At 65.2% G+C, this 26064-nt stretch carries 27 protein-coding genes, 2 tRNA genes and 1 pseudogene; 13 read left to right on the top strand and 17 right to left on the bottom strand.

What is annotated here, in order from left to right; translation table 11 throughout:
* Positions 1 to 65: 65 nt before the first annotated feature.
* The 3 genes and pseudogenes from D8Z78_RS25020 to D8Z78_RS15905 form a co-directional block, all read left to right on the top strand.
* A pseudogene (locus tag D8Z78_RS25020) lies at positions 66 to 620 on the top strand (fasciclin domain-containing protein); the annotation flags it as partial.
* Positions 612 to 1145: a fasciclin domain-containing protein gene (locus tag D8Z78_RS25015; protein ID WP_240672152.1), complete on the top strand. Its 534-nt coding sequence runs from the start codon at positions 612 to 614 to the stop codon at positions 1143 to 1145. The pseudogene D8Z78_RS25020 and the gene D8Z78_RS25015, both read left to right, overlap by 9 nt.
* 125 nt (positions 1146 to 1270) lie before the next feature.
* Positions 1271 to 1344, top strand: a tRNA-Gly gene (locus D8Z78_RS15905).
* A 22-nt stretch (positions 1345 to 1366) separates the two neighbouring features.
* Here the strand turns inward: D8Z78_RS15905 and D8Z78_RS15900 are convergent.
* Positions 1367 to 2470, bottom strand: a complete 1104-nt coding sequence (locus tag D8Z78_RS15900) for an acetoin utilization protein AcuC (RefSeq protein ID WP_121633767.1) — start codon at positions 2468 to 2470, stop codon at positions 1367 to 1369.
* Between the two features lie 63 nt (positions 2471 to 2533).
* Here D8Z78_RS15900 and D8Z78_RS15895 point away from each other — a divergent pair, with 63 nt between their 5' ends.
* Positions 2534 to 3619 (top strand): AbrB family transcriptional regulator, encoded by a 1086-nt coding sequence (locus D8Z78_RS15895; RefSeq protein ID WP_121633764.1) that lies wholly within the window; start codon positions 2534 to 2536, stop codon positions 3617 to 3619.
* A gap of 40 nt (positions 3620 to 3659) precedes the next feature.
* Here the strand turns inward: D8Z78_RS15895 and D8Z78_RS15890 are convergent, their stop codons facing one another.
* The 4 genes from D8Z78_RS15890 to D8Z78_RS15875 form a co-directional block, all read right to left on the bottom strand.
* The gene (locus tag D8Z78_RS15890) at positions 3660 to 5471 is read right to left on the bottom strand and encodes an ABC-F family ATP-binding cassette domain-containing protein (protein ID WP_121633762.1); all 1812 of its coding nucleotides are present in this window, start codon (positions 5469 to 5471) and stop codon (positions 3660 to 3662) included.
* Between the two features lie 32 nt (positions 5472 to 5503).
* Positions 5504 to 6214 carry a hypothetical protein gene (locus D8Z78_RS15885; protein ID WP_128910805.1) on the bottom strand — a complete coding sequence of 237 codons (711 nt, stop codon included), beginning with the start codon at positions 6212 to 6214 and terminating at the stop codon, positions 5504 to 5506.
* A gap of 68 nt (positions 6215 to 6282) precedes the next feature.
* The gene (locus D8Z78_RS15880) at positions 6283 to 6999 is read right to left on the bottom strand and encodes a GNAT family N-acetyltransferase (RefSeq protein ID WP_121633757.1); all 717 of its coding nucleotides are present in this window, start codon (positions 6997 to 6999) and stop codon (positions 6283 to 6285) included.
* A 31-nt stretch (positions 7000 to 7030) separates the two neighbouring features.
* Complete coding sequence (locus D8Z78_RS15875) at positions 7031 to 7489, bottom strand: outer membrane protein assembly factor BamE (protein WP_240672149.1); 459 nt, start codon at positions 7487 to 7489, stop codon at positions 7031 to 7033.
* A gap of 88 nt (positions 7490 to 7577) precedes the next feature.
* Here D8Z78_RS15875 and D8Z78_RS15870 point away from each other — a divergent pair, with 88 nt between their 5' ends.
* From D8Z78_RS15870 to D8Z78_RS15835, 8 genes are all read left to right on the top strand, one after another.
* On the top strand, positions 7578 to 8141 hold the full coding sequence (locus D8Z78_RS15870; protein WP_121633755.1) for a YceD family protein: 564 nt from the start codon (positions 7578 to 7580) through the stop codon (positions 8139 to 8141).
* 153 nt (positions 8142 to 8294) lie between these two features.
* Positions 8295 to 8501: a 50S ribosomal protein L32 gene (gene rpmF / locus D8Z78_RS15865; RefSeq protein WP_121633753.1), complete on the top strand. Its 207-nt coding sequence runs from the start codon at positions 8295 to 8297 to the stop codon at positions 8499 to 8501.
* 24 nt (positions 8502 to 8525) lie between these two features.
* Entirely contained in the window at positions 8526 to 9623 is a 1098-nt protein-coding gene (gene plsX / locus D8Z78_RS15860; RefSeq protein ID WP_121633751.1) for a phosphate acyltransferase PlsX, read from the top strand.
* On the top strand, positions 9620 to 10594 hold the full coding sequence (locus tag D8Z78_RS15855) for a beta-ketoacyl-ACP synthase III (protein ID WP_121633749.1): 975 nt from the start codon (positions 9620 to 9622) through the stop codon (positions 10592 to 10594). Before plsX ends, D8Z78_RS15855 begins: the two co-directional genes overlap by 4 nt.
* 120 nt (positions 10595 to 10714) lie before the next feature.
* The gene (ihfA, locus tag D8Z78_RS15850) at positions 10715 to 11017 is read left to right on the top strand and encodes an integration host factor subunit alpha (RefSeq protein ID WP_121633747.1); all 303 of its coding nucleotides are present in this window, start codon (positions 10715 to 10717) and stop codon (positions 11015 to 11017) included.
* Between the two features lie 14 nt (positions 11018 to 11031).
* Positions 11032 to 12021, top strand: coding sequence for a MerR family transcriptional regulator (locus D8Z78_RS25010; RefSeq protein WP_240672148.1), 990 nt, complete (start codon positions 11032 to 11034; stop codon positions 12019 to 12021).
* Between the two features lie 64 nt (positions 12022 to 12085).
* Positions 12086 to 12162, top strand: a tRNA-Pro gene (locus tag D8Z78_RS15840).
* 101 nt (positions 12163 to 12263) lie between these two features.
* Positions 12264 to 13340 carry a 2'-deoxycytidine 5'-triphosphate deaminase gene (locus D8Z78_RS15835; RefSeq protein ID WP_121633745.1) on the top strand — a complete coding sequence of 359 codons (1077 nt, stop codon included), beginning with the start codon at positions 12264 to 12266 and terminating at the stop codon, positions 13338 to 13340.
* On the opposite strand, the gene D8Z78_RS15830 is transcribed toward D8Z78_RS15835, so the two are convergent.
* The 9 genes from D8Z78_RS15830 to D8Z78_RS15795 all read right to left on the bottom strand — a co-directional run bounded on the left by D8Z78_RS15830 (position 13341) and on the right by D8Z78_RS15795 (position 22718).
* Positions 13341 to 13547, bottom strand: a complete 207-nt coding sequence (locus tag D8Z78_RS15830) for a hypothetical protein (RefSeq protein ID WP_121633743.1) — start codon at positions 13545 to 13547, stop codon at positions 13341 to 13343.
* A 92-nt stretch (positions 13548 to 13639) separates the two neighbouring features.
* Positions 13640 to 14287 carry an SMC-Scp complex subunit ScpB gene (gene scpB / locus D8Z78_RS15825; protein ID WP_121633741.1) on the bottom strand — a complete coding sequence of 216 codons (648 nt, stop codon included), beginning with the start codon at positions 14285 to 14287 and terminating at the stop codon, positions 13640 to 13642.
* A complete protein-coding gene (locus D8Z78_RS15820; protein WP_121633739.1) occupies positions 14280 to 15077 on the bottom strand; it encodes a segregation and condensation protein A in 798 nt (265 codons plus the stop codon). The genes scpB and D8Z78_RS15820 overlap by 8 nt, the downstream gene beginning before the upstream one ends.
* Complete coding sequence (locus D8Z78_RS15815) at positions 15074 to 16078, bottom strand: glycoside hydrolase family 3 N-terminal domain-containing protein (RefSeq protein ID WP_240672147.1); 1005 nt, start codon at positions 16076 to 16078, stop codon at positions 15074 to 15076. The genes D8Z78_RS15820 and D8Z78_RS15815 overlap by 4 nt, the downstream gene beginning before the upstream one ends.
* The gene (locus tag D8Z78_RS25005) at positions 16075 to 17064 is read right to left on the bottom strand and encodes an SPOR domain-containing protein (RefSeq protein ID WP_240672146.1); all 990 of its coding nucleotides are present in this window, start codon (positions 17062 to 17064) and stop codon (positions 16075 to 16077) included. Before D8Z78_RS25005 ends, D8Z78_RS15815 begins: the two co-directional genes overlap by 4 nt.
* 109 nt (positions 17065 to 17173) lie before the next feature.
* A complete protein-coding gene (gene argS, locus D8Z78_RS15810; protein WP_121633735.1) occupies positions 17174 to 18913 on the bottom strand; it encodes an arginine--tRNA ligase in 1740 nt (579 codons plus the stop codon).
* Between the two features lie 57 nt (positions 18914 to 18970).
* Positions 18971 to 20794, bottom strand: coding sequence for a cation:proton antiporter (locus D8Z78_RS15805; protein ID WP_121633733.1), 1824 nt, complete (start codon positions 20792 to 20794; stop codon positions 18971 to 18973).
* 63 nt (positions 20795 to 20857) lie between these two features.
* A complete protein-coding gene (locus tag D8Z78_RS15800; RefSeq protein WP_121633731.1) occupies positions 20858 to 21490 on the bottom strand; it encodes an SDR family oxidoreductase in 633 nt (210 codons plus the stop codon).
* A 46-nt stretch (positions 21491 to 21536) separates the two neighbouring features.
* Entirely contained in the window at positions 21537 to 22718 is a 1182-nt protein-coding gene (locus D8Z78_RS15795; RefSeq protein WP_121633729.1) for a deoxyguanosinetriphosphate triphosphohydrolase, read from the bottom strand.
* 88 nt (positions 22719 to 22806) lie between these two features.
* Here D8Z78_RS15795 and D8Z78_RS15790 point away from each other — a divergent pair, with 88 nt between their 5' ends.
* Positions 22807 to 23130 carry a HesB/IscA family protein gene (locus D8Z78_RS15790; RefSeq protein ID WP_121633727.1) on the top strand — a complete coding sequence of 108 codons (324 nt, stop codon included), beginning with the start codon at positions 22807 to 22809 and terminating at the stop codon, positions 23128 to 23130.
* Here D8Z78_RS15790 and D8Z78_RS15785 read toward each other — a convergent pair whose 3' ends face one another.
* The 3 genes from D8Z78_RS15785 to D8Z78_RS15775 are packed head-to-tail and all read right to left on the bottom strand — an operon-like array spanning position 23131 to position 25727.
* The gene (locus tag D8Z78_RS15785) at positions 23131 to 24015 is read right to left on the bottom strand and encodes a DMT family transporter (RefSeq protein ID WP_121633725.1); all 885 of its coding nucleotides are present in this window, start codon (positions 24013 to 24015) and stop codon (positions 23131 to 23133) included.
* On the bottom strand, positions 24012 to 25073 hold the full coding sequence (locus tag D8Z78_RS15780) for a DUF6902 family protein (RefSeq protein WP_121633723.1): 1062 nt from the start codon (positions 25071 to 25073) through the stop codon (positions 24012 to 24014). Before D8Z78_RS15780 ends, D8Z78_RS15785 begins: the two co-directional genes overlap by 4 nt.
* 60 nt (positions 25074 to 25133) lie before the next feature.
* The gene (locus D8Z78_RS15775) at positions 25134 to 25727 is read right to left on the bottom strand and encodes a DUF6749 family protein (RefSeq protein WP_128910804.1); all 594 of its coding nucleotides are present in this window, start codon (positions 25725 to 25727) and stop codon (positions 25134 to 25136) included.
* Between the last annotated feature and the right edge of the window lie 337 nt (positions 25728 to 26064).

Below are 26064 nucleotides of genomic sequence, written 5' to 3'. Positions count from 1 at the left end.
GGGGCGGCGAAACTCTGCTGCCCCGCCTTCCGTGGCTTGGGACATAACCCACACGGAGGAAGACCATGACACGCCTTTTCACAGCCACCGCCCTGACCTGCACCCTCGCCCTGCCCGCCTTTGCCGCGAGCCACAGCGAAAGTGGCAACCCGATGGTCGGCGGTGCCGCCATGTTCGCAGACAAGACCATCGTCGAGAACGCGGTGAACTCTGCCGATCACACCACGCTGGTCGCCGCCGTACAGGCGGCCGGACTGGTGGACACGCTCAACAGCGAAGGCCCCTTTACCGTCTTTGCGCCCGTCAACGCCGCCTTTGACGCGCTGCCCGAGGGCACGGTCGAGACGCTGCTGAAGCCCGAGAACAAGGAACAACTGACCAAGGTCCTGACCTGTCACGTCGTCGCGGCCAAGGCCATGTCCGACGCGATTGCCGGGATGATCGCCGATGATGGCGGCACCCACCCGGTCCCCACGGTCGGCGGCTGCACGCTTCAGGCCAAGATGGATGGCGAGATGATCACCCTGACCGATGAACAGGGCCGCGTGGCCACGGTCACCATCGCCGATGTCGAACAGTCCAACGGCGTGATCCACGTGATCGACACCGTCCTGCTGCCCGGCGAGGAACAGGCCGCCGCCGAACCCGATGCCCAAGGCCTGCCGATGGTCGGTGGCGCGGCGATGTATCCGAACAAGACCATCGTCGAGAACGCCGTGAACTCGGCCGATCACACCACGCTGGTCGCCGCCGTCAAGGCCGCCGGTCTGGTCGAGACGCTCAACTCCGAAGGCCCCTTCACCGTCTTTGCCCCGGTCAATGCCGCGTTCGAGGCGCTGCCCGATGGCACGGTCGAAACGCTTCTAAAGCCCGAGAACAAGGACCAGTTGACCAAGATCCTGACCGCGCATGTGGTTGCAGGCAACTGGTCGGCGGCTGACATCGCCCGCGAGGCGCGCCAATCCCCGGACCGCTTCTATCACTTCAACGCGGTCTCGGGTGATGCGCTCTCGGCCAAGGTTGTGAATGGCGGCGAGGTCTTCATCTTCGATGAAAGTGGCAATGCCTATCAGGTGACGCAATCGGATGTGAACCAATCCAACGGCGTGATCCACGTGATCGAAGGCGTGCTTCTGCCGCGCTGATCACAACCGTCCATGACGGGTTTGCGCTGCCCCGGGGCTTTGCCTCGGGGCAGATTTTTGCGCGCATTTCCAGCGCGCAGCCCCTTGCGCGGGGCTTGCCACACCGTTAGATAAGCGGGGTGAGCGCGGGTATGGTGAAAAGGTATCACGGCAGCTTCCCAAGCTTTAGTTACGGGTTCGATTCCCGTTACCCGCTCCATCCTTCGAACAGGTTCGACGGTTCATACCATCGCGCGACTTTGCCTGCGCGCTAGGTCGCGGATCGCGTCGCGTATCTCCCCCTCGCGCGGCGCGTCCAGCAGCGTCGTCAACAAGGTCTCGGACGGGCGCCCCTTGCGGTGCCAGTTCAGGCCGCGCAGCACGGCTGAGGCCTCGGGCGGCAGGTGATCCGGCATCTCCTGCCCCGACAGCCTGCCCCAGATCGCCGCCCAGAGCCGCGCCGTCGACCAAGGATTATAGCCGCCACCGCCCGACACAATCAGACGCGGCGCCATGGGGCGCAGGGCGTCGAGCGCGCGCAGATAGGCCCGGTTCGACAGGGCCAGACGCGACAGCGGGTCTTCGAGCAGCGAATCCGCCCCCATTTGCAGGAAAATCACCTGCGGTTGCAGGGCGGCGACGCTTGGCACGATCACTTCGTCCAACAACAACGCGGCTTCGGTATCGTTCAGCCCGCGTGGTACCGGCAAGTTCAGCGCCGCGCCGCCCGCGCGGTCCTCGGCCTGTCCGGTAAATGGCCAGCGCCCCGCCTCGTGCATCGAGATCACCCGCACCCGGTCCGAGCCATGAAACGCTGCCTGGACCCCGTCGCCGTGATGGGCGTCCAGATCGACATAGGCGACCGGGGCGATGCCCATCTCCAACAGGCGCAGGATCGTCAGAACCGGCTCGTTCAGAAAGCAAAAGCCCGAGGCCCGATCCGGAAACCCGTGATGCGTGCCACCCCCGGGATTGTGGACCACACCGCCATCGCGCACCAGCTCCGCCGCTAGCAAGCCGCCGCCGCAGGCTGTGGCAGGCCTGCGGAACATCTCGGCAAAGATCGGATTGGACAGGGTGCCCAGACCGTGGCGCGCACGCACGGTGTCGCTGACGGCCTGATCATCTTCGGCGCGCTGCAACGCCTCCAGATAGGCATCGGTGTGAAAGCGCCGCAGATGCGCGGGCTTGGCGCGCGGCGAGGTCCGATAGCGGTCTGCGGGCAGCCAGCCAAGCGCGCGGCACAGGTCGGTGACCGCCGGCACGCGCTGGATCGACAGCGGGTGCTGCGCGCCATAGACCGACCCGCGATAGATGTTCGACCCGATGAAGATTGCCTGCGCCATGGGGGCAAACTAGGCCGACAAAACCCCGTTGTGAAAGGGTTTCCCGCTTGGTAGGCACGTCGCATGGGCAACATTTCGATGAGTCTGATCTGGAAGACGGCACTGATCGTCGCGCTTGGCGCCGTGGGCGGCGAGCTGGCCTATTACGCGCACCTTCCGCTGCCTTGGATGCTGGGCGGGCTGGCGACCACGGCGCTGATGGTGCTGGTGCCGATCCGCCTGAGCTTTCTGGACGACTATGCCTTTCCAACCCGGTTCCGGACCGTCTTCGTGGCGCTGATCGGGGTGATGATCGGCACGCAGGTCACGCCGGACCTGCTGGCCCTTGCGCCGCAATTGCCGTGGACCATCGCCGGGATCGCGCTGTTCGTCGTGCTGGCGCAATACGGCAACATGCTGATCTTTCAACGGCTTGGCGGATATGACCGGGTGACGGCCTTTTATTCCGGCACGCCGGGCGGCTTGATGGAAAGCATCATGATGGGCGAAAGCAGCGGTGCCGACCTGCGGCGCCTGACGATCCAGCAATTCCTGCGGATCATCGTGCTGATCACGTTGCTGCCACTGGGCCTGTCGCTGTGGCTGGGCGCGCCGGTGGGCTCTGCCTCGGGCCTGTCGCTGCCCGGCAGCGACCGCAGCGCCGGTCTGGTCGAGGTTGCCTTCATCATCGCGGCCGGAGTGATCGGCCTGTATGGCGGGCGCAAGTTGCGATTGCCCGCACCGCAATTGACCGGGCCGATGTTGCTGGCAGCGCTGGCCACCCTGAGCGGCGTGGTCGACCTGCACCTGCCCTACTGGCTGATTTCCGTCGCACAGTTGGTGATCGGCGTGTCGCTCGGGCTGCGGTTCAAAGGTGTCGACGGGCCGCTGCTGCGCCGGTCGATCTGGCTGAGCCTCGTCTCTGTCGGGTTCATGGTGGCGCTGGGGGTCGGCTTCTCGCTGGCGCTGCATGCGATTACGGGCATTGAGATCCTGCACCTGATGATCAGCTTTGCCCCCGGCGGCGTGGCCGAGATGTCGATCATCGCGCTGAGCCTCGCGGCCAATCCGGCGCTGGTCAGCCTGCATCACATCATCCGCATCCTGCTGACGGTGGTCGAGATGGGGCTGGTGACGCGCTTTGTTTTCTTGAACGGGCGCGGGGATTAACCCCGCGCTACGGGGCGTTGCTCAGGCTACGGGGCGTTGCTCAGGCTTCAGCCCGTTCCGCCAGGTACAGCCATTCTTCCTCGGCAGCGGCCAGCGCGGTCTGGCGTTCCACCAAAGCCTCTGTCGCCTTCTTGAACTTGGCCGGTTCCTTGTGGAACAGGTCGGGCTGGGCGAGGAATTCCTCCAGCTTGGCGATTTCCGCGGTCAGCCGGTCGATCACGCCCGGCAGCGCCTCCAGCCGGTGCCGTTCGGTGAAGGACAGGCCATCGGGTTTGGCCGCCTGAGGCTTGGCCTCGGGCTTGGCCGCCTTCGGTTTCGCCTGTTTCACCGGCTCGCCGGACGCCTCGCGTTTCTGCGTCTGGTAGTCGGACCAGCCCCCGGCATAGACGGTGGCCTGCCCGCGCCCCTCCATCGCCACGGTGGTCGTCGCCACCCGGTCGAGGAAATCCCGGTCGTGGCTGATCAGCATGACCGTGCCGTCATAATCGTCGAGCAGTTCCTGCAGCAGGTCCAGCGTCTCGACATCCAGATCGTTGGTCGGTTCGTCCAGCACCAGCAGGTTCGATTCCTTGGCCATGATCCGCGCCAGCAGCAGCCGCGCCTTCTCACCACCCGAAAGCGATTTCACTTGCGCCCGCACCTGCCGCTCGTCGAACAGAAAGTCCTTGAGATAGCCGACCACGTGTTTCGGCATACCCCGCACCATCACCTGATCGCTCGATCCGGTCACGCGCATGCCCGGATCGTTGGTCAGGCTGTCCCAAAGCGTCGCCTCGGGGTCGAGCTGCGCGCGCGCCTGATCGAAGACCGCAGGCATCAGGTTGGTGCCCAGCTTGACCGCGCCCTCATCGGGGGCGATCTCGCCCATTAGGATCTTGATCAGCGTGGTCTTGCCCACACCGTTGGGGCCGACAAAGGCCACGCGGTCGCCGCGCATCACCGTCAGGTCCAGCCCGGACACGATACGCTTGTCGCCAAAGGCGTGGGTCAGGCCGGTGGCCTCGATCACCTTGCGGCCCGATTTCGGGCCCGAGGCCAAGTCCATCGCCGCAGCGCCCTGCCGCTTGATCTGGCTGCCGCGCTCGGCGCGCATGTCCTGCAGGCGGCGGACGCGGCCCTGGTTGCGCTTGCGTCGGGCGCTGATGCCCTCGACCGCCCAACGCGCCTCGGACTTGATCTTGCGATCAAGCTTGTGCCGCTGCATGTCCTCGTCTTCCCATATCTTGTCGCGCCACGCCTCAAACGCGCCGAAGCCCTGTTCCTGACGCCGCACCGCGCCGCGGTCGATCCACAGCGTCGCGCGGGTCAGTTCCTGCAGGAACCGACGGTCGTGCGAGATCAGGACAAAGGCCCGGCGGGTCATCTTGAGTTCGTCCTCAAGCCACTGGATCGCCTCGATATCCAGATGGTTCGTCGGCTCGTCGAGCAGCATCAACTCGGGTTCTTCGGCCATCAGCTTGGCCAGCGCCGCGCGGCGGCGTTCCCCGCCCGACGCGGTCTCAACCGGCCGTGCGGGATCGAATTTCAACCCTTCGGAGGCGCGCTCGACCCGGTACATCTCGGCCGCGTCCAGTTCCGAGGTGGCGAAATCGCCCAAGGTCGCAAACCCCGACAGGTCGGGTTCCTGCTGCATGTAGCCGACGGTGACGCCCGCAGGCAGGATGACCTCGCCCCGGTCCGGTTCGACCAGCCCGGCCATCACCTTCATCAAGGTGGATTTGCCGGACCCGTTGCGCCCGACCAGCGCCACGCGGTCGCCGCCGTGAACGGTCAACGAGAGTTCGTCGAAGACAGGATCGCCGCCGAAGGTCAGCGAAATGTCGGTGAGCTGAAGAAGAGGTGCCTGTGCCATGGCGCGAGCGCTAGGGCTTTGCGCAGGCGCCGTCAAGCGATGTCGCGCACCGCCCTGACATCGTCGACCGGCATTTCGAGCAAGGCCGACATATACGCCTTGAACGCCTCGAAATCAGGGTTGTCGCGGTCGTTCATCGCCGCCTCGACGCGCGCCTTGTCGCCCTGCCGCCCGGCTTCGATCATGTCGCGCATGGTCATGCCGCCGGTGCCGGTTGCGGGCGTGATGCGCAAGGGGATATCGCGGGAACGATCCGGATGGCGCAGGATGAGCATGTCATAGACGGCATATTGCGGCGCCGGGCTGGTGGCGAACCCGCCCCGCCGGACATGTTCGTGGCTCAGGCGGTAGGCAGAGACCGGCAGGCTCCACCTTTGGCTGCCAGAGGCGTCCTGATCGGTGACCTCGACCTTGTCGCGATGCAGGGTGACGGTTCGCTGCCAGTCTGCGACGCCCTTGAGGCGACGCAACAGCCACGGCGCGACCAGCCCGGCCACGACGACCAATATGAAAAGGAACGCGACGATCTCCGAGGCCTCCAGCCCCTCGGACAGTTGCGTCACGAAGATGATAAGGAACAGGCTGGCGAACCCGCTGGCGAACAGGATCGGCGTCTTTGGACGCGGGCGCGCGCCCGGCCCGATCTTCAGCCGCGCCGGAAGCGTCCGCAGCGAGACCCGGAAAGGCTGTGTTTCGTCTTCGATCGGCGTGGAGCGGAAATGGCTCCTCAAGTGGTCGGTCATGCAATGTCCCCGAGAACGACGCCCGACGTTATCGAGGCGGCGGCTTCTTGTGCAATGATTTAGATCACTCAACGCGCAAGGGCCCTTAGCAGTTTCTTGCGCATCGGGGGAATTGCCCCGATTTCGACTCCGGTGAAGACGTGCACCGTATCAAGGGCGCGGTCGATCACCGCGTGATCGCTGACCCAGCCCCCCATCGCGAGATAGGTCCGCAACAGGGGCGGCTGCACCGGGGGTTTTTGCATCCGCCGATCCGGCAGATCGGCAAAGCGCATGATCTCGGCGGCCTTCTCGCGCGGGCGCCAGCGGTCGGGGGCAAGGTGATGGGCTGCGAGATGGCAAAGGGCCTCTGCGTGGCGCGCAGGGTCGGCACCCGGGAAGGAACTGCACCCGAACAGCAAGGCGATCCCGTCGCGGTCGACCATGCGCGTCAGCGCGCCCCAAGCCAGCCGCAGGATGTCCGGGTCCGGGCGGTCCGGACGCATGCAGAACCGCCCCAATTCCAGCATGGGTCCGGCAAAGTCGCGCAACGCGGAGAGGTCGTAGAACTGCGCGGAATAGCTCTGGTCGATCGCGGCGCCGTGCTGAACCTTCATCATGCGGAAGCCGCCGACCAGCGCGCCGCCCTCGTCTTCGATCAGAACATGCTCGCAGAGTGCATCGAAGCGGTCCGTGTCAGGCTGATCGGTGCCGAAACAGGTCGCGCGCAAGGCCTGCCACGCGACGAGATCCGCCTCGCACGCGGCGGTGCGGGCCGTGTAACAGCCTTTTTGCAAAAGGATCATCTGCGCCGCCAAAGATGCGCCCGACGGTGCATCAGCCGCCTATCAGACCACCCAGATCGAGCCCGCCGATATTGCCGAACAGCTTCTTGATGAAGCCGATATTGCTGTCGGCGGATTGCGTCACGCGGCGGTTCAGGGTCACGACACGGCCATCTTCGAGCCCGTAGGTGGTGAGGTTCTCGACCACGCCCGCCTCGTCGAAGGTGATGGCGAGGATTTCGCGACCGACGACCTTGGGGCGCTGCCATGCGAAATGGCGCATATCGGTTTCGATGTAATAATAACCGGAATTGTCCAGCACGCCCGAGGCGTTGGGAACGCCGATCAGGTCCTCGACAGAGGCCTTGGTGTCGACACCGGGCACGATCTGTTGCAGGTCTTCCTCGGGGGGCATGTAGCCGTGGGTCCGGTACTGCGCCGTACAGGCACCGAGTCCGGTCATCACCACGACGGCGAGCGCCATTTTCCCCATTGCCATCCTGCTGCGCATGTCACGCCCCTCTTGATCTTGGCCTGCCCAGCCTCTTATTCCCCATTAAACAATGATCTTCCCCCATTCAAGCACAGGAAACCAGCCCATGACAGCATCCGCCCCCGAGACCGCGCTGCGCGTGGCGAGCCTGCGCAACACCCAACCCACGCGGTTCCGCCTCGAACCCGATGCCGATGCCCGTGCCGCGCTGGCCGAAACGCTCGATGCGCAGTCGGTCAAGAAACTGCGGTTCGAGGGCGAGATCGTGCCGAAAGGCCGCGCCGGATGGGAGTTGCAAGCACAACTGGGCGCCACCGTCGTGCAAAGCTGCATCGTCACGCTGGAGCCGGTCACGACGCGAATCGACACCACCGTGACGCGCCGGTTCGTCCCCGCCGACCGGCTCGACCAGCCCGAGGCCGGGTCCGAGATCGAGATGCCCGAGGATGACGAAACCGAGGAACTGGGCGATGTGATCGACCTGTCCGCCGTGATGACGGAGGCGCTGTCGCTGGCGTTGCCCGATTTCCCGCGCAAGGACGGGGTCGAGATCGCCGATGCGCAATTTGCCGAGGACGGCGTGACCCCGATGACCGACGAGGATACCAAGCCGTTTGCCGGCCTGGCCGCGCTGCGCGAAAAAATGCAGGACAAGGACGGGGACGACTGAAGGAATCTCTTGCTCTTTGGGACTTTCTGCGTATTTTCGCGCCTTCATGACAGATTGATGCTTGTGTCCGGGCGGGGTCTCCCCTAGAGCGCGGGCATGACAGGACACCACGGGCGGCTGCCGCCCTGCAACGCTAGATACAGAGGTTGAGACATGGCCGTTCAACAGAACAAAGTCTCCAAATCGCGCCGCAACAACCGCCGTGCGCATGACGCGCTGAGCGCGGCAAACCCGAACGAGTGCGACAACTGCGGTGAGCTGAAGCGCCCGCACCACGTTTGCCCCTCCTGCGGCCATTACGCAGAGCGCGAAGTGATCGCGATGGCCGACGAGGTCGAGCTGGACGAAGACGCGGCATAAATTTATCCGGGTCCGGCCTGACGCATGACCTCTCTGAAGGATCACTCTAAGGCAGGCGCGGGACGCGTGACGATTTCGATCGACGCCATGGGCGGAGATCGTGGGCCGGCGGCAATTGTCGCCGGCATTTATGAGTCTTTGCGTCACAATCCCGATCTGGACTTCATCCTGCATGGGCCCGCGCCCGAGCTGGAAAAACTCGTGGCCAAGCGCCGCGAGCTTGACGGACGTGTCACCATCCGCAACGCCGAGGGCGTGGTGTCGATGGACGACAAGCCCTCTCAGGTGATGCGCCATGGCAAGGGCACGTCCATGTGGTCGGCCCTCGAATCCGTGCGCGACGGGGATGCCAAGGTCGCGGTGTCCTGCGGCAATACCGGCGCGCTGATGGCCCTGTCGATGATCCGCCTGCGCAAGCTGCCCGGCGTCGACCGCCCCGCCATCGCGATCCTGTGGCCCTCAAGAAATCCGCAAGGTTTCAACGTGATGCTGGATGTCGGCGCGGATATCCGCGCCGATGCTCAGGACCTGCTGCAATACGCGCTGATGGGCGCGTCCTACGCGCGCAACGGGCTGGACCTCGAACGCCCGCGCGTCGGCCTGCTCAATGTCGGCACCGAAGAACACAAAGGCCGGGCCGAGTTGAAAGAGGCGCAGGAGATGATCCGCGCCCGCGCCGATGAAGGCGATTACGACTATGTCGGCTTCGTCGAAGGCGGCGACATCCCCGGCAATCGCTGCGATGTGATCGTCACCGACGGCTTTACCGGCAACATCGCGCTCAAGACCGGCGAAGGCACCGCCTCGCTGATCGGTGCCTTGCTGAAAGAGGCGTTCGCCTATTCGCCACTGTCGCGGATCGCATCGGTGCTGGCGCTGACCTCGTTGAAACGATTGCAGAAACGCATCGACCCGCGCCGCGTGAATGGCGGGGTCTTTCTCGGCCTGAATGGAACGGTCGTGAAATCGCATGGCGGCGCGGATGCCACGGGCATCTCCGCCGCGATCAAGCTGGCCGCAGAGCTGGCGCGCTCGGGGTTCGGCGACAGGTTGGCGGCGCGGGTTGCCTCTGCCGCCGAGGTGGCACAGGATGCGCCCCGGCAAGAGGACGACAAAACATGAGCACGACACGCGCCACCGTCATCGGTGTGGGCCACTACCTTCCCGACCGCGTGGTCGAGAATGCCGAATTCGAAAAGACGCTGGATACGACCGACGAATGGATTCGCTCCCGCTCTGGCATCGAACGCCGCCATTTCGCAGCCGAGGGTCAGCCGACCTCTGACCTTGCCACCCGGGCCGCACAGGCCGCTTTGGCCGATGCCGGGCTGGAGGCTGGGGATATCGACGCCATCATCGTCGCCACCTCGACCGCCGACCTGACCTTCCCCTCCGCCGCGACCATGGTGCAGGCCAGCCTTGGCATGACGCGCGGCTTTGCCTTCGACGTGCAGGCCGTGTGCGCCGGGTTCGTATTTGCCCTGACCAATGCCAACGCGCTGATCCTGTCCGGTCAGGCGAAACGCGTGCTGGTCATCGGCGCCGAGACCTTCAGCCGGATCATGGACTGGACGGACCGGTCGACCTGCGTGCTGTTCGGCGATGGGGCCGGCGCGCTTGTGCTGGAAGCACAAGAAGGTACGGGCGAGGCCAGCGATCGCGGCATCCTGTCGACCGATCTGAATTCCGACGGGCGCCACCGCGACCTGCTTTATGTCGATGGGGGTGTCTCGACCCAGTCCACCGGCTACCTGCGCATGCAGGGCAATGCCGTCTTCCGCCATGCTGTGGAAAAGCTGGCCGCCACGGCCACCACCGCGCTGGACAAGGCCGGGCTCGCGGCGTCCGATATCGACTGGGTCGTGCCGCATCAGGCCAATATCCGCATCATTCAGGGCACCGCGAAAAAGCTGGGCCTGTCGATGGATCGCGTCGTCGTCACCGTTCAGGATCACGGCAACACCTCTGCCGCGTCGATTCCGCTTGCGCTGTCCGTGGGCAAGGCCCGTGGCCAGATCAAGCCGGGCGATCTGGTTGTGACCGAAGCGATTGGCGGCGGGCTGGCCTGGGGCGCGGTCGTGCTGCGCTGGTAATCGCAACCGTCGCGCGTAATTTGCCTCGAAATTCGCCTAAATTCCGTCCCGCAAGCCATTGATATTGACTTGGGTTTTGGCATCATTAAGCTGGCGCCAAACATCGAGGGGGATGAAGGTATGGGCGACAAGACCCTGACACGCATGGATCTGAGCGAAGCGGTGTTTCGCGAGGTGGGCCTGTCGCGCAATGAAAGCGCCGATTTGGTCGAGGCTGTCCTGCAACATATGTCCGACGCACTGGTCGATGGCGAGCAGGTCAAGATATCGTCTTTCGGCACCTTTTCGGTCCGCGAAAAGGCCGCCCGCGTCGGTCGCAACCCCAAGACCGGCGAAGAGGTCCCGATCCAGCCGCGCCGCGTCCTGACATTTCGTCCATCGCATCTGATGAAGGACCGCGTCGCCGCCGGCAACAAGGGCTGAGGGCGAGGCAGGTCATGCCCAAGTCTCCCGACGCGTTCCGCACGATCACCGAAGTGGCGGACTGGCTGGAAACTCCGGCCCATGTCCTGCGCTTCTGGGAAAGCAAGTTCACGCAGGTCAAACCCGTCAAACGCGCCGGTGGCCGCCGCTACTATCGCCCGGCCGACATGGAATTGTTGGGCGGAATCAAGAAGTTGCTGCATGATGACGGGATGACCATCAAGGGCGTGCAGAAGGTGCTGCGCGAACAGGGGGTCAAGCATGTCTCGGCCCTGTCGGACCCCGTGGACGAGGATGAAGGTGCCGAAATGATCGAGGACGCGCCCTTCACCGAGGTCGAGGATATGACGGGCGAGGTGGTGGCCTTCCGCGCCGAAACCGACGCGGGCTCCACTGATGAGCCTTCGACACCGATGGTCGCGGACCCGGTGTCCGAGGTGGAAGAGGCGCCCGAGCCGGAGGGTGTTGCCAGCGACGACAGCTTGGACAGTCCGGCGGTCGAGGACGACACGCCCCCGCTCTCTCAGGCTCAAGAACCCGCACAACCCGCCTTTGAGGCACAGCCCGAAGCTGCCGAGATGATCGACGACACGGGCTTCGAGGCGCCCATTACCCCGCCAGCAGACGGTGATTCTGTCGCGCATCAGGCCGCCGAGGCGCCAGACCCGCGTGCCAGCGAAGATGCAGGCGCCGAGCCTGCGGCGCTCCCCGAGGGTGACAGCGCGCCTGTGGATGTCACAGCATCCGAATCGCCCGAGGCGTCGGACCTGCCGGAAGCCAGCGAACCGGAGGCAGAGCCCCTGTCCGAGCCGGGCGACTTCTTTGCCGAGGCCCCCGCCCCGTCCGAGCCAGAACCGGCGCGGCCCGATGCCGCGCCCCGGGGCTTGCTGGACCGGATCGCCCGCCTGAACGGTCTTTCGACCGCGCAGCGCGACGCCTTGGCCGAACATCTTCCGGCCCTGCGCGCCCTCGCGGAACGCGGCGTCGAAGCCCGCACCAACTGAGCGAAAATTTTCTGCCGCAAGGGCTTGCCCCTGCCCTGAAAACCAGTATGAACGGCGCACAAGTCGGGCTATAGCGCAGCCTGGTAGCGCGTCCGTCTGGGGGACGGAAGGTCGCAGGTTCGAGTCCTGCTAGCCCGACCAAAACACCCTGAAAAGCCCCGCCTCGTGCGGGGCTTTCGCGTATCTGCTTCCCCTCGGGCGCAGCCATTGCTAAAGCCTTGATACCCAACGAGGAGAGGCACATGACCGGGGTATTGGCCAGCCAGCAGATCGAAAGCCTGATCGCCAGCAAGGCGCTTGGCGCGGACCAGCCCTTTGTCGAGGGGCAGATCCAGCCCGCCAGCCTCGACCTGCGGCTGGGCACCGTCGCCTACCGCGTGCGCGCCTCTTTCCTTGCCGGACATGGCCGCAGCGTTGCCGACCGGCTCGATGAGTTCGAGATGCACCGCATCGACCTTGGCCCCGGGGCCGTGCTGGAAAAAGGCTGCGTCTATGTCGTACCGCTGATGGAACATCTCAGCCTGCCCGACGACATCCAAGCCATCGCCAATGCCAAAAGCTCGACCGGGCGGCTTGACCTGCTGACCCGTGTCATCACCGATGGCGGGGTCGAATTCGACCGCATTCCGCAGGGCTATGACGGCCCGCTCTATGCCGAGATCTGCCCCCGTTCGTTTTCCGTGCTGGTGCGCCCCGGCATGCGGCTGAACCAGATCCGGTTTCGCCGTGGCCGCTCGGTTCTGACCGATTCAGAACTGGCGCAGTTGCACGAGGCGCAGACGCTGGTGTCGGGCGGCACCCCGGTGATCGGCGAGGGCTTGGGTTTTTCCGTCGATCTAGAACCGGGCGCGGGCGACCTTGTCGGCTACCGCGCCAAACCGCATACCGGCGTGATCGACCTTGATCGGATCGGCGCCTATGACGCCGCTGATTTCTGGGACCCGCTGCACAGCACCGAGCGGCAGCTGATCCTCGATCCCGGCGCGTTCTATATCCTTGTCAGCCGCGAGGCGGTGCATATCCCACCGGGCTATGCCGCCGAAATGGCCCCTTATCTGGCGATGGTCGGCGAGTTCCGCGTGCATTATGCCGGGTTCTTCGATCCCGGTTTCGGCCATGCCCCGGCGGGTGGCTCAGGCGCGCGCGGCGTGCTGGAGGTCCGCTGCCACGAGGCGCCTTTCGTGCTGGAACACGGGCAGATCGTCGGGCGGCTCGTTTATGAACGCATGTCGGAAATTCCCGCCCAGCTTTATGGGTCGGGAATTGCCTCGAACTACCAAGGGCAAGGCCTGAAACTGTCCAAACATTTCAAGAGCTGATCACATCCGACCGCCACGCTGCGCCAGTTTCGCGGCGCGGCGCGCCTGCCGGATCTGTTTCTTGGTGTCGGCGCCACCTTCGGATGCGCCACCGCGGGCTGCGCCACCGCCCCGGCCCATCTTCTTGACCCCGGCATTGATGCCCTTGTTGATCGCCTTGCGCATCACCATGCGCATGATCATGTTGAAAATCTGGTTCGCGTTCATGTCCTGCCTCACTGCTTTTGCACCAATATAGCAGGAAACACGGCGGATTTCAGGCCCCGACCGGGTGTTTTCTGCACCCTGCCGGGACGGGCCTAATCCTCGAACATGTCGCCCTGCCCCTCGTCGTCGATGACCTCGTCATCGTCGTCGTCCGGGCTGCTGCCAAACGGCGCGGGGCGGCTTTCCAGCAGACCGGCGGCGCGCAATTCCGCCAGCCCCGGCAGATCGCGCGCGCTTTCCAGCCCGAAATGGTCAAGGAAGGTCTGGGTGACCACAAAGGTCACGGGCCGCCCCGGCGACAGCCTGCGGCGCCCGAAGCGGATCCAGTCCATTTCCAGCAACTGGTCGACGGTGCCGCGCGACACGGACACGCCGCGAATTTCCTCGATCTCGGCGCGAGTGACAGGCTGGTGATAGGCGATGATCGCCAGCGTCTCGATCGCGGCGCGGGACAGCTTGCGCTGTTCGACCGTCTCGCGCTGCATCAGGAAGCCAAGGTCCGGCGCGGTGCGAAAGGCCCAAGCCTCGCCCACACGCACGAGCCGTACGCCGCGCCCCTCATAGCGCTTTTCCAGATGCACAAGCGCCGCGCCCGCGTCGCAGCCATGCGGCATCCGGTCGGACAATTCCTTGACCGTCACGGGTTCGGCGCTGGCAAAGAGGATCGCCTCGACCATGCGTTCCTGTTCTGCCATGGGCGGCGCGTCGAACAGGCTGTCGGCGGGCTCGATCTCACTCATTGCGGCTCTCCCTGCGGCGCACGTGGATCGGCGCAAAGGTATCGCTTTGTTTCAGGACGGCCTTGCCTTCCTTGACCAGTTCGAGACTGGCGGCAAAGGTCGCCGCCGTGGCGCTGCGCCATTTCACCGGGTCATCCTCCCACCCGTCGGGCAGGTAGCTGCCGAGGTCCGTCCACTCGCCGGCGAAACCGATCAGCCCGCGCATCCGCTCCAGCGCCTGCTCCATCGTGAACACCTTGTCGCGGTCCATCACGAAGGGGCGGAATTCGTCGCGGGTGCGGATGCGGGAATAGGCCTTCATCAGGTCGACCAGCGTCGCCGTATAGCGCACCCGGCGCACGCGCTGCATGTCCTCGGGCAGGCCGCGCGCAAAGAAGTCGCGCCCCAGCCGGTCGCGCGCCATCAGCCGCGCGGCAGCCTCGCGCATGGCTTGCAGGCGTTCCAGCTGAAAGGCCAGATGCGCGGCGAGTTCCTCGCCCGACGGGCCTTCTTCGGTCGGGTCCGGGGGCAGCAGCAGGCGGGATTTCAGGAAGGCCAGCCACGCCGCCATCACCAGATAATCCGCCGCCAGTTCCAGCCGCAGCGCCTTGGCCTGCTCGACAAAGGCGAGGTATTGCCGCGCCAGCGCGAGGATCGAAATCTTGCGCAGATCGACCTTCTGCGTGCGCGCCATGTTCAACAGCAGGTCCAGCGGCCCCTCGAACCCGTCCACGTCGATGACGAACGCCTCGGCGGCGAGGCGGTCTGTCACGGAAAGGGGAAGGCTGTCCTGAGGGTCGGTCTCTGTCATGCGGTGGCGCTGGTCAACAAAGCGTCAAACTCTGATCTCAGGTGCGCGATGTCAAGATTGGCGGGGTAGGCCCGCGTCGCAAGCGCAGCCTGCGCGCGGGTTTGTGCCGCTTCTGTCATGCGATCAATGGCACCGTGCAGGGCGCGCATCTCGTCAAGATCGCCGTTACAGTGCAGCACCAGATCGCAACCCGCATCCAGCGCCGCGCGCCCCCGCTCGGCCACGCTGCCGGACAGCGCCTCCATGCTGATGTCGTCGGTCATCAACAGGCCGTCAAAGCCGATCCGCTGGCGGATCAACCCGATCATCACCGGCGAGATCGTCGCCGGGCGCGGGTCGAGCGCCTCGAACACCAGATGCGCCGACATGCCAAGCGGCGCATCGGCAAAGGCCTTGAACGCGGCGAAATCGGTGCGGTCCAACGCGTCCAGCAAGGCCGTCACGCGCGGCAATTCCAGATGGCTGTCCAGCGTGCCCAATCCATGGCCCGGCATGTGCTTGATCACCGGCAAGACCCCGCCCGCCTGCGTGCCACGCAGCACCGCGCGACCGATTTTCACAACCGTCTCAAGGTCTTCTCCGTAGCAGCGATTGCGCAGCACGGGATGTGTGTCGGGCCGCGCGATGTCCAGACAGGGCACGCAATTGCCGCTTAGACCCAAGCCCCGCAGTTCAAGCGCGATGATCTGCGCGCGCAACTCCATCGCGCGCTCGGCCCGTGGGCCGAAGCGCTGCACATCCTCCAAAGGTGGCAGCCAGTCGGTGGCCAAGGGTGCGCGCAGGCGCTGCACGCGCCCGCCCTCCTGATCGATGAAGATCGGCGCATCATATCCCGCCGCCTGCCGCAGGTCGTCGCACAGCGCGCGGATTTGCGCGCGCCCGCCAAGGTTGCGGTTGAACAGGATGAAACCGAAGGGGCGCGCCTCGGCAAAGAAGCGCGCCTCGTCATGGCTCAGACGTTCTCCTTCGCAGCCATAGATGGCCGCGGCGAAACGGCTCACCGATGCACCACGGGGATGCAGTCGACATTCTGCGCCACGAAGGACGCGCAGAAGCGGCGAGCATCGCTGAGATCGGCAAAGCCCTCGGCGCGCAGGCGGTAGAAAGTCCGCCCCCCGCTCGATGCCTTTTGAATGACGCGGTTCTTGCCGTCGAGATAGTCGCCGAACCGCCCCTCGAGCCGCTGCCATTCGGCGCGCGCGCTCTCGACGCTGTCAAAGGCCCCGATCTGCGCCAGCCGCGTGCCGGCCTCGATGCTGGCCACGTCCAGTTCCTGCGTCATCGGCGCGGCGACGGCCGCCACGGCCGCATCGACCGAAACCGGCGCGACTTGGCTCAGGCCGGTGGGCCGCAGGCGCGGACGCAAGCTGCGCGCCAGACCCGGCCCGGTATAGATCGGCTCGTCGACCTCCTCGGCCAGCGAGTCGTTGAGTTCGGTCACCACCTGCGGGGCATCCTCGATATCGAGGTCCTGAAGCGGTGCCGCCCCGGCGGCCAGCTGGTTGGCGAGCGCCTGAACCGGGTCGTCTTCTGCGATCTCGGGGGCCGAAAGCTCTATGATCTCGGCATTGGTCGCCATGGAGGCGGGCACGGGCGGCTTCGCCTCCTCGGAGGTCAAAGCCCCAAGCGCCACGTCATCGGCACCCAGCCCCGCCGGGCGCGGGGCCAGAACCAACCGGTCGGCGGGCGCCTCGGCGGCGCCATTGCCTGCCACGGCATTGACCGCAAGCCCCTGATGATCGGCCAATTCGCCGCCCGGGTCCTGCGGTGCCACGCGCATCGGCCCGGCCATGGCTTGCACCACCGGGACCCCCGACACATCGCGCGACATCACGCCATACCCCCAGACGCCAACACCCACCACAAGACCCAGCGATACCACCGCACCGGCGATATTCGCGAAAGACGCCCCCCCACGGGACGCAGGGGCCCGATAAGCCCCTTCATGGGACCCGCGATAGGCCCCGTCATAGGTGTAATCCGCCATCTCTGCCTCTTGTCTCCTGACAGGGTGCCCTGTCAGAACGTCTGCTCTTGAATGGGGCGCGGGAAGGCCCGCGCACATTGCCTGTCCAGACGCGGCAGAGTGGCTTTTGTCAGCGCATTTCTTCTGCCGGCGTCACGCCCAAGATACCAAGACCGGCGGAAATCACAACCGCCGTGGCGCGTACGAGCAGAATTTTCGCCTGTGTGGCATCGGGGCTATCCTGGACAAAGCGCATCTCTGGCGTGTCCTTGCCCTGATTCCACAACCCGTGCAGGTCGGATGCGAGTTCCGACAGGTAGGTGGCGATGCGGTGCGGTTCATGCGTGCGCGCGGCGATTTCCACCAGACGCGGCCATTCCGCCAGCTTGGCGGCCAAGGCGACCTCGGCCGTATGGCTCAGGTCCGGCGTCACCTCTGCCAGCGTCGCATCGGAGACGTCGACACCGGCCTCGGCGGCCTTGCGCAGCGCCGAGCAGATCCGGGCATGGGCGTATTGGACATAGAAAACCGGGTTTTCCTTGGACTGCTCGACCACCTTGTCGAAGTCGAAATCCAGCGCCGCGTCGGATTTGCGGGTCAGCATGTGGAACCGGGCCACATCGGCCCCCACCATCTCGACCAGATCGCGCAGGGTGATGAAGGTCCCGGCCCGTTTGGACATCTTGAACGGCTCACCGTTCTTGAACAGCTTGACCAACTGGATCAGCTTGATGTCGAGCGGCACGCGGCCCTCGGACAGCGCGCTGACGGCGGCCTTCATACGTTTGACGTAGCCACCGTGATCGGCGCCAAAGATGTCGATCAGCATGTCGAAGCCACGCTGCACCTTGTCATAGTGGTACGCGATGTCGGGGGCGAAATAGGTCCACGAGCCGTCCGATTTCATGATCGGGCGGTCCACGTCGTCGCCATGGGCGGTGGACTTGAACAGGGTCTGTTCGCGCGGTTCCCAATCCTCGGGCGTCTTGCCCTTGGGCGGTTCCAGCACGCCGCGATAGATCAGGCCCTTGTCGCGCAGGCTGTCGATCGCCGCCTCGATCCGCCCCGTGCCATAAAGCGACTTTTCGGAAAAAAAGTGATCCATGTGCACGCCAAGCGCCGCGAGGTCCTCGCGGATCAGCGCCATCATGGCGTCTGTGGCGAATTCGCGGACATCGGCCAGCCAGACGTCTTCGCCCTTGTCCAGATAGGCATCGCCCACCTTGGCCTTCAGCGCCTCGCCGACCTCGATCAGGTATTCGCCGGGATAGGTGCCATCGGCGAATTCGACGTCTTGGCCGTGGGCCTGCAAATACCGCAGGTAGACCGAGCGCGCCAGCACATCGACCTGCGCGCCGCCATCGTTGATGTAGTATTCGCGGGTCACGTCATAGCCCGCATAGGCCAGCAAGCTGGCCATCGCGTCACCCACGATCGCGCCGCGCGCATGGCCCACATGCATCGGACCGGTCGGGTTGGCGGAGACATATTCGACGTTGACACGGAGCCCCTGCCCCATCGTCGAGCGCCCGTATTCGGTGCCCGCCTTCAGGATCGCACCCGGCAGCCCCCGCCAGACGCTGTTGGCCAGCCGCAGGTTCAGAAACCCCGGCCCGGCCACCTCGGCGCTGGCAATCCGGTCGTCGGCGGACAGCTTTACCGCCAGCGCCTCGGCAATGTCGCGCGGCTTCATCTTGGCCGGTTTGGCCAGCACCATCGCGGCATTGGTCGCCATATCGCCATGGGCCGGGTCACGCGGCGGTTCGGTCGTGACGGCATCGAGGGTCAGGCCCGTGGGCAAGGTGCCCTCGGATTGCAGCGCCTCGATCGAGGCGATCACCAGCGCGCGGATATCGGAAAACAGGTTCATCGGTCGCTCCAACTTTGGAACGTCCTCTATCACGCCTGCCGCCGGGGTCAAATGCGCTTAGGCCTGTCCCTCGGCCCGCTCCGGACGCACCGGCCCCAGCGACACGATCCGCACGCCAGCCCCATCCTTGGGTTCGCGTTTTCCGCCCAGCAGTCGCAGCGTGCCGTTCGGGCCCAGATCGGCCACGGGGATGGCCTCCGGGTACATCTCGCGCCAGTGATCCAAGGTGAATTCCTCCGACAGCTTGGTCACGCGGAACTCCCAGCCTTCGGACAGACGGGCATTGGCCTCGAAATAGGTTTCATCCGCGCCGATGGCCCGCCCGCCCAGTGTCGGCGGAAGGGCGTGGCGGGTGCTGTCCTGTTTCACGCGCTTGAACTGGAACACGTTGTCACGACCGAATTCCGGCGCGATATCGGTGGCGACCAGCGTGTTGTAGGCGTCATTATCCGTCGCGCAGATCACCTTTTCATAGGCCACATGGTCTATGCGGTGCTCGGCCACCTCGGACAGGATATCGCCAAAGAAGGTATCGATCCCAGCCTCGCGCGCGGCGCGCAGATAGGCGTGGTTCGGATCGGCGATCATCACCGGTAGGTCGAGCTTTTTCAGCGCCTCGGCCAACGCGATCGACCAGCGTGATCCGCCGACGATCAGCACGCCGGGCTTGTTCGCCGCGTTCAGCCCCAGCGCCCGCGCCAATGGCGTCAGGGTAAAGCCGTGCAACACCACCGTCGCCGCCACCAGCGCAAAGGCCAGCGGCGCGATCCGGTCAGCATCTGGAATACCCAGCTCCACCAAGCGTTCGCCGAACAGCCCGGCGACAGCGACCAGCACCACGCCGCGCGGCCCGGTGAAGGCCACCAGCAGGCGTTCCTTCCACGGCACATTGGAAAAGGCGAGCGCGATCAGCACCGGCAACGGACGCGCCACCAGCACCACCACCAGCACAAAGGCCGCGGCCTGCCAGTCCAGAATGCTCAGCGTCTCCCAACTCATATTGGCGGCCAGCAGGATGAACACGCCCGAGACCAGCAGGATCGTCGCATGCTCCTTGAACCGGCGCAATTCGGTGAAACTGGGCAGATGCGCATTGGCGATATACAGACCCATGATGGTCACCGCCAGCAGGCCGCTTTCGTGCAACAGCGTGTCCGCCCCGGCAAAGACCACCAGCAACACGACGAACAGCACCGGCACCTTCATGTATTCCGGCACCAAGGCCTTGCGGAAGGCGGTGACGATTCCCCAGCCCGCCGCGACCCCGATCACGCTGGCAAACAAGATACCCAGCCCCAGCGTCTGCACCGCGTGGCCAACCCCGGTCGCGGTCTGCAGGACGACCACCACCTCGAAGGCCAGCACGGCCGCCAGCGCGCCCACGGGGTCGTTCACTATAGCTTCCCATTGCAGGAGGTTCGCGGGGCGCTTTTGCAGGCGCGCCTGCCGCAGCAGGGGCGCGATCACCGTCGGGCCGGTGACGATCATGATGCCGCCAAAGACTGCCGCGCCCTCCCAACTGAGACCCGCCACGTAATGCAAGGCCGCGCTCGATGCCAGCCAACCCAGCGGCGCGCCGATCAGCACCAGCCGTCGCACCCCCACCGCCGCATCCGACAGGCCGCGCAGGTTCAGCGTCAGGCCGCCTTCGAACAGGATGATCGCCACCGCGATGGCAATCATCGGGGATAACATATCCCCGAATTGCGCGCCGGGATCCAGCACCCCCGTGGCCGGGCCGATGATCAGCCCCGCTGCAAGCATCAACACGATGGCCGGCAATCGCAGCCGCCAGGCCAGCCATTGGCTGCCCACCCCCAAAGCCCCCACAAGCGAGAATGCCAACACCGCATCCAAGCCCGTCACCGGTTCCGTCGCCATCCCTGACCCTTTGTTCTAGTGTCTCGACAACAAGTTAGACCTGCGCGGGACAAAGACCAATGCTCAGCTGCGTCCATTGTCCCAATCGACGACAGTCCCGGCCCGGATTCCGCGCGAGACATCATGCGACAGCGTCAGGATCGTGTCACCGGCGGAAACGCAGGCCTTCTCGGTCCAGTCGAACCCCGGCCCCGGCAGGCTCAGCCCGACGAGGCGCGCGGGGCGGATATCCTCGGCGATGCGCTGCATCAGGGCGACATGGCCTGCGCCATGCGGCTCGGCCTCGGGTGCTTGGCCCGACGCCTGCGGGATCGCCATGACCGCGCGCGCATGCCCGGCCCGCAGGCCAAGCGTCATCGCCCGCGCCAGCCCCGCGCTTTGGTCGAATGCATTGCGCGCGGACAGGTTGCGGTCGGATTCGAGGATCGGCATCAGGTCGATATAGCCGTGCAAGGGCTCTTCCCCCCATGCATCGCGCAACAGTTCCAGCACGTCGCGCCGTCCCTGCGACAAGGCTAGCGTCTCGATCCGCGAAGGTGAGCGCGCGGCAAGGTCAAGCAGCGCCACGTCCGACCAGCCGACCGCCACCACCCGCGCGCCGAACCGGGCCAGCCGTTCGGACAGGGACGCGCCCACCGGGTGCTCTGCCCCGGCGATCAGGATCACCTTGCCCTTGAAACGCGAAACGCCGAACACCTGCCCATCCCTGACCTGAACCCATGCGGGCCCTGTGCCACAAAGGTCAGGTCTCGGGAAGCCCGGTATCCCCGACGTCGCGCAGAATATCCGTGCCGGTAAACCTAGCGTGTTGTTGCAGCGCGTAGCGATCGGTCATGCCAGCGATGTAATCAGCCACCAAGCGCGCCACGCCCGCTTCGTCGGTCAGGTCGACCTCGCCCGATTGCCAGCGCAAGGGCAGCAGGCGCGGGTCGTTCATGTAGATCGGGAACAAATCCATCAGCGCCGTGGTCACGCGGGCGCGCTGCGCCATGACCCGGGGCGCGCGGTACATGTTGGAGAAAAGAAAGCTGCGGATTTGCTTGAGATCGTCGAACATGCCTTGCGAAAACGCGATCACCGGCTTGCCCGCATGGCGGATCGCGCTAGCATCCGCTGGCGCGACGCCGTCCAGCAGGGCCCGCGACGTGTCGATCAGGTCCTCGACCATGGCGCCAAAGACGCGGCGCAGCGCCTCGTGCCGGCGCCGGTAGGCGTCGAGACCGGGATAGAGCCGGTCCACCTCTTTATAGGCCTCGCCCACGATGGGCAGCCCGGCAATCTGATCCTCGGTGAACAGGCCCGCGCGCAGACCGTCATGCAGGTCGTGGTTGTTGTAGGCGATGTCGTCGGACAACGCCGCAACCTGCGCCTCGGCGCTGGCATGGGTGTGCAGTTCCAGATCATGCAACGCGTTGTATTCCGACAGCGCATAGGGCAGCGGGTCGGGCACCGGGCCGTTGTGCTTGGCAATGCCTTCCAGCGTGTCCCATGTCAGGTTCAGCCCGTCGAATTCCGCATAATGCCGCTCCAGCGAAGTCACGATCCGGATGCTCTGGGCGTTGTGGTCGAACCCACCCCACGGCGCCATCAGTTCGTCCAGCGCGTCCTCGCCGGTGTGACCGAAGGGTGTGTGGCCCAGATCATGCGCCAGCGCCACCGCCTCGGTCAGGTCGATGTTCAACCCCAAGGCCCCGGCGATGGTCCGCCCGACCTGCGCGACCTCGATCGAATGGGTCAGCCGGGTGCGGTAGAAATCACCCTCGTGTTCGACGAAGACCTGTGTCTTGTGTTTGAGCCTGCGAAAGGCGCTGCAATGGATGATGCGGTCACGGTCGCGCTGGAAACAGGACCGGAATGCGCTTTCTTCTTCCGGGTGGCGACGACCGCGCGCGGTGGCGGGATCACATGCATGGGGCTGGCGCATTGTCTCGCGCTCCTTGTGGCCTGTCCTTGTCGCGCTTATATTGCACGGTGTTGGATAGTTAAACCACTGACAGACCACGGAGACCGCAATGCAACTGCCCCCCCAAGTGACCGAGCGCGCCTTTGCCCGCCTGTCCGAAATCGGCGCAGGCGAGCAGGGAAAGGCCCTGCGCGTCGCAGTCGAAGGCGGCGGCTGTTCCGGTTTTCAGTATGACATCAAGCTCGACAATCCCGCCGGTGACGACCTTGTGCTTGAGGCGCAGGGCGAAAAGGTGGTGGTGGACCCTGTCTCCCTGCCCTTCCTGACCGGCGCGGTGATCGATTTCGCCGATGAGCTGATCGGCGCGCGATTTGTCATCGAGAACCCGAATGCCACGTCCAGTTGCGGCTGCGGCACCTCGTTCTCGATCTGATCACTCGGCTGGCAGGACGGCGGCGCGGCTGCGCGCCAGCCGTTCGTCCAGCACCAGCCACAGGCCCGACACGATGACCAGCGTCACCCCCAAGACGGTGCCGATGGTCGGGACCTCGCCAAAGGCAAACAGGCCGATGGCTACCATCCAGACGAATTGCAGGTTCATCAGCGGCGTGGCCACGTAGGCGGGCAACAGGCGCAAGGCCTCGGCCACGACATAGCGCGCCGCGAAGATGGCCATCGCATAGGCGGCGACCCAGCCCAGATCCGTCAGGTCCATCGGTTGCCACACGAAGGGCAGCCAGACCCCCATCACCGCCAGAAGCGCAATGTTCGGCCAGAACACCTGTGCCAGCGGCGCGCGTTCGACCTTGGCGATCACCCGTGCCGCCAGCATCGAGCCAGTGCCGGTCACCGCAGCGATCAGCGCCCAGACATGGCCCGCCTGCATGCCCGAAAGCCCGCCCGGCATCAGGAACACCATCCCCGCACCGCCCAGCGACAAAGCCGCCCAAGCCAGCGGGCGCGGCGCCTCGCCCAGAACCGGCCCGGACAAGGCCGCCGCGATTAGCGGGATCAGCCCAATGAACAGGAACACATCCGCAAAGGGCAGAAGCCGAAACGCCATGAAAAACGCGATGGAGGCGACCACCGTCAGCCCCGACCGCACCGCCATCGCGCGCTTGGAGCGCAGGCGAAACGATGCCTCCCCGGAGACACGGCCATAGCAAACCGTCAGCCCGACAACGATCAGCGACGACAGGACGAACAGTTGAGGAGCCTCGTAGCCGCCAGCGATCATCTTGGTGATGCCGTCTGCGGCGGCCATCATGCCGGTATAGAGGACGACCAGCGCCGCCCCCAATGTCGCGCCCCGGATCATGCCAGCCCTGCCCGGGCAAAGCCCGCGAAATACTCTTCGAACAAGGCGCTGGATTGTGCGGCAATCGCCAGCACGTCGCGCGCCTCGGGGGACAGGTCCGGTTCCATCCGGATGCGCATGCGCTGCCAGTCGCCCGACCGCGCCTCGTCCAGCGCCAGCATGGCTTGGCTGATCTCGCGCAGCGCGTGCCCGTTGCGCGGCCCGCGCTCAAAGCGCATCCGGTCATCGGTGGCGGGCTTGCGGAATGTCTCTTCGCCCACGACCGCCGCATGCCAGTTGCACACGAACCATTCGTGGTAGTCGTCCTGCACCGGCACGCCCGGCCCGGTCTCGACCATGAACCCGGCGCGGGCCTGCGCCAGCCAGTCGGTCCAGGCGGTCGGGGGTGTGTCCCCCGCATAGATCATCGCGATGCAGATTTCGGCGAGCAAATCGGCGTTCTGGTCGAGGAATGCGGTAATCCCGGCGAAATGCAGGCTCTGCATCGCCTCCGCGCCGATCCGGGGATCGCGCCGTCCGTATTCCGACAGATAGTACACGATATGGGTTAACTCGTATGCTGCCTTCTTGTTCGGCAGTTTGAACGTCGCGGTACGACCGGCAAAGTCACGAAGCCGGTCATCCAGACCACAATCCGTGTCAGACCTGACGCCCCTTCGCGTCAGAAGGCGACGTGCCTCGGCCCGCTGCAAATCCGACAGTTCCGCTTGCGGCAGCCCTTCGCGGGCGGCAAAGACGCACATGCGCTCTGCCATGTCGCCGGGCATGCCCAACTCTTCGAGATCCAGCACCAGCGACAGCAGGAACCGGTAGTATTGCGGGAAGAACTGCAACTTTTTCAGGGCGTTCTCATAGAACCCGGCATGCACGGCCAGCGCCTGATGGGGGACGTGATGGCCCGTGCATTCCAGGATGTTCAAAAGCTCCGCGTTTTCCTTGAGCCAGAACACATCATCGCTGATGCGCCGCTTGGTGGCGAAGCTGCCCAGAAGCGCGGTGATCCGCGCTTCCAGTGGCGCAATCCGGGACGGGACGGTCAGCTGGATAACATTACTCATGAGTGTAACCTCCTGTTATCTCTGGGGAAGCGCATCGCGCCCCGCCCGGGTTCGCTTGGATCAGGCCTTGACGGACCAGCTGGTGAAGGCCTCGACAGCGGCACCGTCATCGGTCTTGCCGGTGGTCGGACCGGACCAGGAAGTGAAGGCTTCGACATTGCTGCCGTCGGTCGCGTCACCGGTGGTCGGGCCGGACCACGAGGTGAAGGCCTCGACGTTGCTGCCGTCGGTCGCGTCGCCGGTTGCCGGGCCGGACCACGAGGTGAACGCCTCGACGCTGCTGCCGTCGGTCGCGTCACCGGTCACCGGGCCGGACCACGAGGTGAAGGCCTCGACATTGCTGCCGTCGGTCGCGTCGCCGGTCGCCGGGCCGGACCACGAGGTGAAGGCCTCGACGTTGCTGCCGTCGGTCGCGTCGCCGGTCGCCGGACCGGACCACGAGGTGAAGGCCTCGACCGCACCGCCGGTGTTGGCGTCGCCGGTCACCGGACCCGACCAGCTGGTGAAGGCTTCGACCGCCTCGCCGCCGTCCATCTCGCCCGAAACCGGACCCGACCAGGAGGTGAACATCTCGACGGACTCGCCGGTCAGGGCGCTGGTTTCACCGCGGGCAACGAATTGTTCACGGGTGCTGTGCTTAATCTGAGCGGACATTGGCGTAACTCCATGTGTGTGTTGATGAGTGACTGCGTTGATTGCCAGGTCAGATTGCTCGAGAAAATTGTTTGCATAAAAGTTAATTCTTGTTAAGGTTGTTTAATAAACAGTTTTTCCACAGGCTGCAGCTGCGGCATGTGTTTCCCGTGTCGCGACAATGCGGCCTGTCCACATGCAACCATTTCTTGTGGATAAGATAATTGTTTGCAGCCGGCCCCGGATTTGCAAACAAGCAAACCCGCCGAATCGAATGCAGCTTCGATTCGTTCGACCGTGCAAACCGGCCCGCGTCCGGCCGCCCTCGCAGGGCAAAACCGCGCGTCACTCTTGACCC

It is taken from the genome of Tropicibacter alexandrii (assembly GCF_003667315.2).
GTDB classification, from domain to species: Bacteria; Pseudomonadota; Alphaproteobacteria; order Rhodobacterales; family Rhodobacteraceae; genus Tropicibacter; species Tropicibacter alexandrii.
This window is presented reverse-complemented; position numbering and strand designations above follow the sequence as displayed.